The organism is Flavobacterium aquiphilum (genome assembly GCF_027111335.1).
Taxonomy (GTDB): domain Bacteria; phylum Bacteroidota; class Bacteroidia; order Flavobacteriales; family Flavobacteriaceae; genus Flavobacterium; species Flavobacterium aquiphilum.
This window is the reverse complement of sequence record NZ_CP114288.1, coordinates 3,181,587-3,194,888: the sequence shown is the minus strand read 5'-3', so window position 1 is coordinate 3,194,888 and position 13,302 is coordinate 3,181,587. Positions and strand designations below refer to the sequence as shown.

The following is a 13,302-nucleotide window of genomic DNA, read 5'->3' as shown; positions in this document are numbered from 1 at the left end:
TATGAAATTTAAAAAAATAGTATGCACCGTATTTTTGTCTCTTTTCTTTTTTAATGCAATTGGACAAAAAGCTTTATTGCAAAAAGCAGAAAAAGAATACAATGATTTTGCTTATGCAGATGCAATAGCGATTTACGAAAAACTTGCACTAAAAGGTTATGAAGATGAAACAATGTTTCAGCGACTTGGAAATGCCTATTACTTTAATGCTGAACTGCCAAAAGCAGTAATATGGTATGATAGACTTTTTATAATCAATTCCCATCAGGAAGCGGAATATTATTATAGATATTCACAAGCACTTAAGTCAATTGGTAATTATGAAAAAGCGGATAAAATACTGAATGAATTCAATAAAAAAAACGTAGTTGACAGCAGGGGCGTTTTATTTGAAAACAATAAAAATTATCTGGAACAAATTAAATTAAATTCAGGAAGATTTGAAGTTTCTATTGTAAATGTTAATTCAGTAAGTTCAGATTTTGGAAGTGCATTCCTGAATAATAATTTAGTGTTTAGTTCTGCTAGAAAAATTGGGAAAACGGAAGGAAAAATATTCAAATGGACAAACAAGTCATTTACCAATTTATATATAGCGGCCATTAAACCAGATGGAAAAGTTCATAATCCTGTTCTTTTAAACAAAGAAATCAATTCGAAGTTTAATGAATCGACTCCTGTATTTACAAAAGATGGTAAAACAATGTACTTCACCAGAAATAACTTTTTGGATGGAAAACGTGGAAAAGATGATAAAAATATCACATTGTTAAAACTCTACACAGCCAGTTTGATAGATGGAAAATGGGATAACATTATCGAACTGCCTTTTAACAGTGATGCATACAGTACTGCACATCCTGCGTTAAGTTTAGACGAAAAGAAGTTATATTTCGCTTCAGATATGCCGGGTACTTTAGGGCAGTCAGATTTATTTAGTGTTACAATCAATGCCGATGGAACATTTGGAAAACCTGAAAATCTTGGAGCAGGAATTAATACTGAAGGAAGAGAAACATTTCCTTTTATTTCGGGAGATAATGAATTGTACTTTGCCACTGATGGGCGACCGGGACTTGGCGGACTAGATATATTTGTTTCTAAAATCCTGGAAGATGCAACTTTTGATCAGGTGCAGAATATTGGAGAACCAATCAACACCAAATTTGATGATTTTGCTTTTATAATTAATAGCAGTACCCGTAAAGGTTATTTCTCTTCAAACAAAAAAGGTGGTATCGGAAATGATGATATCTACAAATTTACAGAAACAAAAAAACTGATTTGTGAAATAACACTTACTGGAACCATTTTAGACAGCAAAACGAATGAAGCCATAGAAGGGGCGAAAGTAACACTATTAGACGAAAATAATCAAGTCATTCAGGAAATTGCTACAGGAAAAAACGGAAACTACAATGTAAAAGTAAATTGCAACAAAAAGTATTCGGTTAAAGTGGAAAGAAAAGACTATCCAACCAAAGAAAGCCAGATTACAATTTCAACAAATATTGAAAATATATTAGATTTTACTTTAGAAAAAGAGAAAATTACTACGATAGAAATTCCGGAAATAAAAGGAATCAAAGCAGGAACAGATTTAGCTAAAATACTAAATATTTCGATGATTTATTTTGATTTAGCAAAATGGAATATAACAGATAAAGCAGCAATTGAGTTAGAGAAAATTTTAGCCGTAATGCAGGAATACCCACAGATAAAAATCGAAATCCGTTCACATACAGATAGCAGATCATCGACAAAATCAAATCTCGTTTTATCTGATAAAAGAGCCAAATCGATTATGGCATGGCTTATTGGAAAAGGAATCAATGCTGATAGATTAAAAGGTAAAGGATTTGGCGAAAGTAAATTAATAAATAAATGTAAAGACGGTGTTAAATGTTCTGAAGAAGAGCATTTAAAGAACAGAAGAAGTGAGTTTTTAATTTTATAGAATTAATTTGTAATTGTTATCTTATCCTGGGGAAATGAAAAAAATAAATAGAACAGCTGCAAGTATATAATTCTGCAGCTGTTTCTCATTGTTAAAAGAGTTATAATAAAACTTCGATCCTTTTTTTGCAGTTCATATAACTTCGAAAGTTGTGTGTTGGCTAATAGGAATAGCTTATGATAGTTTAGTAATATTTCCGGGAGCTACTTTTACTTTTTTGTGACCAAAATAAAGACATTATCAGCAGTGGTAATTATGATCAATAGTATCTTATATTTTTTTTAGAATAGTGGCAATTTTTTTCAGCATTAAATAATTCCGTTTGAGCATCTAAAATTATCCGGACGCTGTCAATGGATTCGGTATCGATAATTTTTTTGGTGGCCGAGACGACACAATCTGTTGCGGAAGCACCGGGATTACCTATCTCATAAACAATATCCGGCAGGAGTACAAAGTATCCTTTTGAGGTAAAATTGGAAATGTTAAATCCTGTAGGATTGTTTTGGGATGGATTTACGTAGTTGTACAATTCCTTTGACAGCTTTTCGTAAACATATACCACCATAGGATATTTTGTATCGGTATGATAATTGGCAGGATAGCATAAAACTCCATTTAAAATATTGCCCTTGGAATTGGTATAGGTAATCAGCTTAGAAGTTCCCCAATTGTATTTAAAATGCTGTGGGTTGCTTTGAAACAATACTTTATCTTTTGAATTCCGATTCTCTTTAAAGAGTATTCTGGGAGGTGTATTAAAATTTTCTTCCACATACGCATAACTGTTATTTTTCGTAGCTGCTATGAATTGACTGGTCTTCATTGTCTTGTCCAGCAAGGGCTGTACACCGGCTTTTCGGCTCCAAAAGCAATAACCTGTATGTTCCAGTGATACGGTCTTGATCAGTAGTCTGTCATCGGGTTGAAACAGACCTTTATAATTGCCGTTATAATTGCTTTTATGAGGTGATTGTTCTTCAGATTGCACCACTATTCGGTGCGTTGTTTTAGTTGAACGCCCATTGGTCAACCGAAAAGGAGTGGAACCATCCAATGGAACGCCCCAGATATCGTATTTATCGTAAAATAAAAGTGTTTTGTTTTGTGCTATCCATCCCGGATTACCAAAAGGGGAGGATTCTTCGGGCCAGTCGGACTCCATATCAGAAAAAGACACATTCAGCTCTTTGGTCAGGTTCTTGTGCAATCCGCTCTTACTATCATAAACCCACCAATTTCTGTCTTTAAAATAGACCACGTATTCTTCGTAAAAAGAAATAGATGATCCTCCACTGTTTGACTGATTTTGTAGCAGTAATTTTCGCTTTCCTGTTGCCAAATCCATGATGTAAACATTCAAGAGAGCATCCCGGTTCGCCTGCGGTTCATTTTGCAGAGGATTAAAGAGAAAAGCATATTTTTGGTCTCCACTTAACATCATCTTCGGGAACTCATTATCCGTAATAAAATTAAAGCGATACTCCTCAGGCCACCATACCAGTACTTTGGGGATCCCTTTCCAGTCGTTAATTTGCACTTTGGCAGGATAAAGGGCTTTGTCCTGCGTATTCCAGGTTTGTACCTCAGAGGTATCAACAGGACTTGTGGTTTTCTGTACCTTAAAAAATATTCTTTTACCATCCTTAGAGATGCTAAGATTTGGAAACGAAGAAGAGCAAATTTCTGTATCTTCCGGAAAATCTTTCATTCCTGTCGGGTTGAAAACAGCTAACCTAGCATCTGTTATCGTATAATGGCTTACGGAAGTACGTACTGTTTTTTCAGCATCCTTCAAAGCTTGCTTTAAAAAAGCGATGGAGGAGCCGTTCTCCTGCCAAACGATGTTGGAATAGTTACAGGGCTCTGCAGTACTGGCGATTAGAGTGGTCATCTTATCACGCAAACGGAGCAGGGTAATAGCTGTTTTGTTTCCCGACTTTGTGGTATACACTATTGCATCAGCTTTTGGATTGTACGAGTAAATTTCAACATCACTTAAAACGGCAGATGTACTAGTTTCCATATTTCTTAACTCCAACTGTTTTTTTCCATCGGTTCCCTTTTTTAAAATAATCAGGTCTTTGGTATTGTCCCTCAAATTGTATTGAATAACCTCTGGAATAATCTCCTCTTTAGAGGTAAGTAAGTTGGTGATTTTCAGTTCTCCCTTTTGAGTCTTACAGAAAAACCAACTGTCCCCGCAAAATCCCCCTTTACTGGCTCCCGGAAAATGATAGGTCTTGGTTCCTTTATTATTAGTCACAAACAAGCTGTCTTTGCCATTTTCATAGTGAAGAGAGAAGCTTACCCATTTTCCTTTTTCAGAGAGTTTTTCCATGGTAGGGAAACTCCATAAGTGATAATCAGCAGCGGTAAGTTCCTTTTTTGGCTTGTTTTGCCCAAATCCGATAAATGAAACCAAAAAAAGGACTATCACTAAAATAAAAAACATTATGCCGTTTATTAATGCAACAGGATTATCTATCTTGTATTTTGTTTTATTCGATTTCATTTTAGTATCCCGGGTTTTGAGGGTTCAGGTTCGGATTGAGTGTAAGTTCGGATTCGGGCAGGGGCAATAACCGGTCAGTGGTATTCCAACCCGCTTTGACAGGTGATAATGCTTCATCGAGCATATTTGCCCTTTTTAGGTCGAAAAAACGGTGACCATGTTCGGTAAAGAGTTCCACTCTTCGCTCCTGAAAAATGGCTTTGAGTATATCCTGTTGGCTTAAGGCGATAGTCCCTGCAAGTCCCGCGGTATTTCTGATTTTGTTCAAATCCTCTTTGGCTCCTATGAGGTCTCCCTGTTGCGCACGGGCTTCGGCGCGGATCAGGTATTGTTCAGCCAAACGGAAGACAATGGAGTATTCCAATGAACTTGTGGTCGTTGTTCTTTGTTTGTATTTATAAGGATAGTACAAGGTAGTAGTCCCTTTGGTTACCGAACCTATCCAGTGAATCCTGCGCTGGTCCCCGGGTTCAAATGCATTAACCAGTTGATTGCTTAAAGCCGAATTCGACGGAGGCACAGAGACGAATATAAAAGTTATAGCTTCCTGCGTATTTGTACCTTGGATGCGTGGCATGAATTGCCAGATGGTTGTTGTACTGCCTTTTAAGAATATCTTGTCCAGATTGGTTTCCCAGGCGTATGTACCAGTATTATTAATAAGATAGGAGGCCGCATTGGCGGCTTCTGCCCACATATTGTTGTAAAGATAAACTCGTGCCAATAATGCTGTCGCCACCGACTTATTAGGACGGATGCGGTCGCTGGAAAGATAGGCTTCGGGCAATAATGAAATGGCCAGATTCAAATCATTCACTAAGTGCGAATACAATTCAGTAGTGGGTATTTTGTGCATTACTTTGTTTTGCTGATAGTCGGTTGCGGTGATATAAGGAACTTCGCCATAGAGATTGAGCAGGTAAAAATGAAGCAACGAACGTACAAAAAGGGCTTCTCCCTTAAATTGGTTTTTATCTGCAACAGCTAATGCCGTGGAAGTCGAAACGCCTTCGATTATGGCATTTGCCGCATAAATTTGTTTGTAGCCGGTGCTCCACAAATTAAAATTATTCACATTGGAAGCCAGAATGGTGTTGTTGTAAAAATTTCGTGTTATTCCGGTAATACCGCCATAATACACTAATTCGTCTGCATAGTTTCCCATTTGATTAGACAAACCTCCCTGAGTTCCGGAAAGAATGCCCGAATCCCTCATTCTGGCATAAATATTGGACATGGCAGCATTTACCGTATTCCTGTCTTGGAAAACAGCACTTGCAGGAAGCTGTGATCTCGGGAGATCGACCTCGACAAAATTATCGCAGTCACTCATAAGCAGTACAATGGCCACAAGGAATATTCTCATAGCGTAATTGATAATTACGGTCAAGAATCTATTATTTGTACTCAATTGTGAAATTGTTTTCTTTTTCATATGCTGATATTTATTATTTTTTAATGGTCATATGCAATTCGCATATCATCATTGGTGTTTGCGACCAATTTTGCAGTCATGCTCATTTCATACTAGTTGAATTAAAAGATTAGAAAGTAAGTTGCAGTCCTGTTGTGAAGACTTTTAGCGGAGGGAGGGAAAACCTGTAACTGGATTCGGGATCGCCACCCTCATAGGAGGTAAACGTCAAAAGATTTTGCCCTTCAAACACCACTTTGCATTTCATTCCTTTGAGCCACTGCTGAGGGACGGTATAGGATAAAGACACGTTTTTAAGCCTTATATAGGAGGCATCTGTTATTATGGCATCGCTCGTATAATATTTGCTAAAAGCATCGACGGCCGTACTATTTACTCCTGTGGAGTACTTCTGATAGGTCGCGTTATCGCCGGGATTTTGCCAGTGGTCGATTACCGTTATATGCTGGTTGGTCATGCTGCCCGGCATCCCCGTGGTAAAAGAGGCGTTATAGCCCAGTTGATTGACGAACTGGAACAGAAAATCCAATTGCCAGTTTTGATAGCTTATCGTGTTTTGAAGCCCACCGTAATATTTTGGATTGAAGTCCTGTACATATTGTTTGTCTTCTGCTGCCGTAATTAAACCGTCCGCGTTGAAATCCTCAAATTGGTAAATGCCAATTGCGGGATCCATTCCTGTGTAATGGTACACTTTTTTTATATTTAGGGGTTCGCCGATTACATACTGGTTTTTGTAGGTTGACGCCTTGAGATTAGGGAAAGACACTAGTTTGTTCCCTGAAAAAGTCAAATTAAAATTAGTCGTCCAGTTAAAGGATTGCCCTTGGAAATTAACTGTACGTAGGGTTAATTCGACACCCTTGTTTTCGACCGTGGCGTCCAAATTGGCCTGTATAGAATTGAATCCTGTTACGGCAGGAAGGGGGATTCCCACCAATTGATTCGAGGAGCGATTGCTGTACCAGCCTGCCGTCATGAAAATACGGTCCTGACAAAAACCGGTTTCCAATGCGACTTCGAATTTTTTATTGACTTCCCAACCAAAATCGGGATTGTACAATCGATTAGGTTCCAAGCCATTCACGCCAGCGTAATTGATTCCCGAAGAACCATAGGTATCCAAAAACTGGTAATCTCCAATTTGATCATTTCCGCTGGAGCCGTAACTGACGCGAAGTTTTCCAAAACTCAGAAAGCCAAGGTTTTCTTTTACGAAGTTTTCATTGGAGAACAACCAGGCACCTCCGACCGCTCCAAAGGTGGCGAACTGCTTTCCGGGACCAAACCGGCTCGAACCGTCCCTTCGTCCGGTAAGATTCAAGATGTAACGCTCGTTCCATGAAAAATTAACCCTCCCGAAAAAGGCCTGATATTTATAGACCGATTCGCTGTGTACGATATCGTACACATTAAAGGCAGAGGAAAGATTATAGATTAGGCTATTGCTGCTGAATCCGTTGGCTTCCTGTACCAGCTGGCTGGCTGTTTGTTGTTGAAAGGTACCACCCAACAGTACTTCTGTTTTTCCTTTGCGAAAGCTTTTGGACCAGGAGAGTTGAGGCTCTATAATCCATGATTTTCGTGTGGTCGTATTGACATAGATCGATGACTTGTCGCTGCCCGATTTATAGGCAGGATCAACCATAGTGCTGGGACTGGTACGGCTGTCCTCAAAATGGGTATCGGTAAAACCAAAACTTGCTTTGGCAATTAAACCGGGCAAGATAACATAGGACAGCAGGCTGTTGGCTAAAAGATCGTTGCTTTTGGAAATGTATTTTCCTTCCAGATTGCTTAGCGGATTCGTCCATGTACTGTTCTCCCAGTTTAAATTACCCTGTGCGTCGTACAACGCCGGTGCATTGGGAGCCAAAACAAAGGCTTGGGATGTGAAGTCGAATCCCGGCTGGTTGTTTTCTTGTGCGGTATATCCCATTGAAAAATTAATGTGAAATCTTTTGTCCTCGGATTCATGGTTTAAATTGGCATACACATTGGCTTTTCTATAGTTAAAGTCACCGGGAAATACAGTTGTTTCCTTGTGATAATTGCCGTTGATTAGGAATTGAGTTTGTTCAGATCCACCAGAAATAGAGGTCTGTACATCGTTGATTTCCGAGGTTCCGCCAATGAGCACTTTTTGCCAGTCGGTATAGCGGTTTGGATCCCAGGTACCGTTTACGTCATAATCAGTTGGACCATACGGAATCCCATCATTGACAAAGGCCTCTCTTCTCATTTTTAGGTAGGGCTCGGTATGCATCAGGTCTGCAAACCGGGTCACTTTTCCTAATCCTCCCGAGAGGTTTGCGGTAAATTTTGTTTTGCCTGTTTTACCCTTTTTGGAAGTAATCAGCACTACGCCATTAGCCCCACGGGAACCGTAGATAGCCGTGGCATCGGCATCTTTGAGCACTTCGATACTTTCAATATCACTGGGGTTGATACTGTTTAAGGGACTCGTTGGACCAGGGAGAACAGCTCCCGTAATATCGGAACCCACTCCCGCAGCAGAATATGGAACGCCATCAATGATGTACAGAGGGGCATTTCCTTCAGTGCGGATGCTGTTTTGCCCGCGTATTTCAATATCAAAACCACCACCGGACACACCGGTAGATTGTTTTATATTGACTCCTGCCATACGTCCCTGCATGGTGGCAAGCATGTTAGTGACAGGCTGTTTCTCGATGTCTTTAGAGGTGATGCGCGAGATGCTTCCGGTGCGTTCGCTGTTCTTAACGGAATAATAGCCCGCATTGATCTTGACTTCCTGGAGTTTGGTGGCGTTTTCCTGTAAGCTGACATTTATAGTTGTGCGCCCTTGTACGGAAATTGTCTCAGTTTTGTAACCTACATAGGAAAAAATCAAAACATCTTGCGGCGATGCAGAAAGGGTATAGTGCCCGCTAAAATCGGTGGAGGCAGTAATTGACTTCCCTTTTACGGATATGCTTACTCCGGCCAGGGGATTGCTGCCATCGGTGACAATTCCCTGAACTTTAAACTGTTGGATTGTGCTTAGGCTATGCCTACTGAAATTGTTAGCTTGTATAGGGGAAAAAGACAGGATGAATCCCATTAAAAACAGGAAACAAAAAGCCTTTCCACCCTCTGAAAATGAAAAATTATTCATAATATTGGGATTGGTTAGTTAAATATGATTTGATTGGCTACAGGTCCTCTATACAAGTTTGGCGACAGGGTAGAGGGCCATTTTTGTTGCGGTGTCAGGAGTGACACGAAGCAACCACGTTCTTACAATTCGGTCATAGGCAATTTTTTTTAATTTTTAATTCAAATTCTTTGTCATATCGACGTAGGAGATAGCTCCGCAAGTTATATTACGTTTACAAAGTCATTGCGAGGCACGAAGCAACCACGTTCTAATTCAGTTATAGGCATTTTTTTTAATTTTTAATCATTCTGAGCGCAGTCGAAGAATGAGGGATTGCAGAGTCACGGTAAGGCACGAAACACCCCCACTTTCACGACTCACAATTCACGACTCACAATTAACAATTAACAATTAAATTAGGAAAGCCTCCTGCCGTTGCCTGTTGCAGCCAGACGGTGGCAGTGCCTTTCCAACTAATTCAATAATAATTAATGTATTGCGAAACTTAAAAAAGGAAGCAGTGCTATGAATGAAAGTTGAGTAGTACCTAAATAATGGGCGAAAAAAAGGCATGGAACTCAGCTTATTGCCCTCAAGGTACTGGTATACCTACACGCGAATAAGTGAGCCCACGCCCTAAAGCGTGAGCATTTGCACTTATCATCTCGCGTGTTAAAATTACCAGTTTTTGAGGACGAGATTCAAAGCGAATGCTTCAAATGTTTTATATGAAGAATCGCAAAATTAGTATTCCTGTTTTGAATACAAAACAAATATATGAAAAATATATAACATACTCATAGGTATGTGTTAAATATTTTTTTAATCCTGTTCTTACAGTATTAAATATTATGCATGGTTATTGAGATTATTATATCAGAATTAGATTTTTATTTAATCGAAAGAATTAGGGAATTGAGGATAAATTCAAATTTATCTCAAGTTGCTTTAGCTCAAAAAATTGGTGTATCCGAAGGTTATATTGGGAATATTGAAAATCATAAACAGTCTAAGAAATACAATATTCGAATGTTAGCTAGAATAGCAGTTGCCTTAGAATTAAAATCTTATTTAGATTTATTTCCTGAAAAAATTTATACGAATGATTTAGTTCGAATAAAAATTGATCTAATTGATAAAAAGAGTTTAAAGAGAGAAGGTAAATTTGGGTTAGAAAGACTTATTGTCTTATCAGTAACACCTCTGACAGAACATGAAATTTCTGCTTATGATAAAAAGTTTACAGGAAAATAAAATTGAAAATTCAAAATAAAGAAGATGCATATTGGCATCTTTTTTTTATGCCCATTAGTTAAATACTTGTCAATTCCGGATAAAGTGTTATCAATTCGGGAGTATTTGATTTGAGCTGAGTGAAAATGTTATTTGCCCATTCTATATTTGAGATATGGAATGGTATTAAATAATAATGTTATTGTGAATATCCCGGTGAGAGGCTATATACGAGGGAAGGTATATGAGGTAAGGAAGAGTTGTGGTTCTGGTCATAGTGATAGTTGGAGAGGTAGAAAGAAGAAATGAGAAGATGCTGGGGAGGTGTCTTTTTTATGTTAATAACTCACGATTTATTTGCTTTTAAAAAGGCTTATCTTCGTATATTTCACTACAACAAACATTTAAAATAATGAGTATACTTACTGATATAATTGATTGGGTTGAAACTAAACCTCAATTTTGGCAATATGCAATCGATAAGCTGATTAGAAATAATAATCTCACGCCAGATGATTTATCACTTATGAAAGAGATTTGCAAAGCAGAAACAGGTTTGAGCAAGGCTCAGTTTTCTGCTGTCGACTTTGGCTTGTTAAGAGCATTTATATCACACTCTGCCGGCAATGCTAGCGTAATACTTTCTAAAATCCAGAATATTGAAAACATCAATGCGCTTTCGCGCACTAGTGTATTGGAATTTGCACCGACGGGTTTAACAGCTGTTTATGGAGATAATGGTGTTGGAAAGTCTAGTTATGTTAGTGTTCTTAAGCATATATGCAACACTCGAGGACAAAAACCACCAATTAATGATAATTTGTATGACGCTGCCAGTCGAGGAACAGATAAAAAAGCTGATGTTGAATTTACCACGGATGGAGTAACTTTTAATACGGTTACACTAAAAAATACTGAGGTTAGTAATTCTACGCTCAAAAGTGTTGACGTTTTTGATTCTTTTAGCGCTAATCATTATATAGAAAACGAGGACGAAATTGCATTTATCCCACAGGGACTATCATTCATAGAAAAATTCGCTATTGCTTTAAAATATATTGAGACCGAAATTAATAATGAATCACAGGGATTGGAAAGTTCAAAGCTGAACTTACAGCTACTACAGGTCGATGAAGGGACAGCTGCTAAAATGTTCCTTGATAATTTGAATTCGGAAACAACGCTCGATGATTTGCGCGCCCATTCTCAGTGGCATTCAACGAGTGATGGTCGGGTTACTGCATTAAAAAAAATAATTGCTGATCTTAAAGCAACCGATCCAGCTGCAACTGTAAAAAGTAATGAGCAAAAAATAGAACGTTTTAAAGTGCTAAAGAATAAATTTCAGTCACTCGAAAATTCGTTAATAACACGCGAGACTTTAGATAACACAAAGAAAATTGCAGTGGATTATGCAACGGCATTGGAAACTCTAAAAGCTTCATCGGAAGATATATTTTCTGGCTTGCCATTAACTGGTATTGGTGATGCTACTTGGAAGCAACTATGGGAAAGCGCACGAAAATTTTATAATACTGAAAAAGGAGAAAATGTCTTCCCTGAAACCGATTCAGATAGTGCTTGCCCATTATGTCTTCAACAACTGGACGATTCTGCAAAAAGACGATTTGTCAATTTCGAGGAATTTGTAAAAAATGATCTACAACAAGTACACGATAATGCAGAAAAAGCATATGATGATTTTCTTCTGAAAACAAAAAGCCTATCTTTTATTATCGACGATCATGAACCAACAATTGTCGAACTGGAATCTGTTTTAGATGGTTATAGGCTTGGTCAAAATAAATATTTGGAAGCTTTATCGGGCGAAAGAGAAAAAATAGTAGCACTTCTAGCAGAAAAAAAAGCTATTGAAACTCTTCCAGTTCCAGAACTAGAGATTAATTCGAGGATTGTAATTGAAAAATTTGTAGCAAAGCTTGAAGCGGATAATATTAAATTAAGGCTACAATCGATTGAAGAAGATCTAAAGCCATTTGAAAATGAGCTGTTGCAACTCATTAATCAAAAGAGGTTATATGATTTTAAACCTCAGTTAGCTAGGGAAATTTATCGCCAAAAGAAGTTAGCTTTATTAAATAAATGCTATAGCAAATGTGCAACAAGAACTGTTACGATATTAAGTAATTCGGTAGCCGCATCGTACATATCTCAAAATCTTAAAGATAACTTTCAGGCAGAATTAGTAAAATTGGGTTTTAAAAACATTAAGATAGAAACCGAAACAAAAGGTGCGAAAGGAAAGCAATATCATTATCTTCGACTTGACGAACCAAATAGTCATGATGTTGCCCTTAAAGACATTTTAAGTGAGGGTGAACACCGCTGCATTGCCTTATCAACATTCTTGTCTGAATTATCATTGTCTGATCATAAAAGCGCGATTGTATTTGACGATCCTGTATCATCACTCGATCATAAATGGAGAAATAAAATAGCTAAAAGAATAGTGGAGGAGTCTCAAATTAGACAAGTAATTGTTTTTACACATGATATAACTTTCTTACTTATGCTTCAGGAGCATGCCAAACAGCTTCAATGCGCTCTTGAGATTAAAAGCTTGACACGTAAAAAAAATGAAACCGGTATGATTGCTAGCAATCCGCCATGGGATGCGTTGCCAATAAATAGGAGAATTGGAATACTGAAAAGTGAGCAACAGAAACTGGATAAAATTGAGAGGACACAAACAGAAGAAATATACCGAGAGAACATTAAGCCTCTTTACGGATTACTTCGTGAAACGTGGGAAAGATTTGTCGAAGAAGTTTTATTAGATAACATTATCCAAAGATTTGGTAGGGAAATTCAAACCAAGCGATTGTCAAAACTTGTGGATTTAACAGCAGAAGATTACAAAAAAGTTGATGAAAATATGGGAAAATGTTCTACTTATTTCTTTGGGCATGATAGTGCTGGTACTTTGATTGAAGAAATGCCAAATGCCGCTGAATTTTTATCAGATGTGATAATTTTAGAGAATTTTGCAAAAGAAGTAAGGCTTCGACGCAGATAATAAA

Annotated in this window: 6 protein-coding genes; 3 read left to right on the top strand and 3 right to left on the bottom strand. The window is 37.8% G+C overall.

Annotation, left to right across the window (positions count from 1 at the left end; genetic code table 11):
* Window position 1: 1 nt before the first annotated feature.
* On the top strand, window positions 2–1,957 hold the full coding sequence (locus OZP12_RS13165; protein WP_281225479.1) for an OmpA family protein: 1,956 nt from the start codon (window positions 2–4) through the stop codon (window positions 1,955–1,957).
* 259 nt (window positions 1,958–2,216) lie between these two features.
* Here the strand turns inward: OZP12_RS13165 and OZP12_RS13160 are convergent, their stop codons facing one another.
* The 3 genes from OZP12_RS13160 to OZP12_RS13150 all read right to left on the bottom strand — a co-directional run bounded on the left by OZP12_RS13160 (window position 2,217) and on the right by OZP12_RS13150 (window position 9,046).
* Window positions 2,217–4,472, bottom strand: coding sequence for a S9 family peptidase (locus OZP12_RS13160; RefSeq protein WP_281225478.1), 2,256 nt, complete (start codon window positions 4,470–4,472; stop codon window positions 2,217–2,219).
* Between the two features lies 1 nt (window position 4,473).
* Window positions 4,474–5,907, bottom strand: coding sequence for a RagB/SusD family nutrient uptake outer membrane protein (locus OZP12_RS13155; protein ID WP_281225477.1), 1,434 nt, complete (start codon window positions 5,905–5,907; stop codon window positions 4,474–4,476).
* A gap of 109 nt (window positions 5,908–6,016) precedes the next feature.
* The gene (locus OZP12_RS13150) at window positions 6,017–9,046 is read right to left on the bottom strand and encodes a SusC/RagA family TonB-linked outer membrane protein (RefSeq protein WP_281225476.1); all 3,030 of its coding nucleotides are present in this window, start codon (window positions 9,044–9,046) and stop codon (window positions 6,017–6,019) included.
* 837 nt (window positions 9,047–9,883) lie between these two features.
* Here OZP12_RS13150 and OZP12_RS13145 point away from each other — a divergent pair.
* Window positions 9,884–10,282, top strand: a complete 399-nt coding sequence (locus OZP12_RS13145; RefSeq protein WP_281225475.1) for a helix-turn-helix domain-containing protein — start codon at window positions 9,884–9,886, stop codon at window positions 10,280–10,282.
* 391 nt (window positions 10,283–10,673) lie between these two features.
* Window positions 10,674–13,298 (top strand): AAA family ATPase, encoded by a 2,625-nt coding sequence (locus tag OZP12_RS13140; protein ID WP_281225473.1) that lies wholly within the window; start codon window positions 10,674–10,676, stop codon window positions 13,296–13,298.
* Window positions 13,299–13,302: the final 4 nt, after the last annotated feature.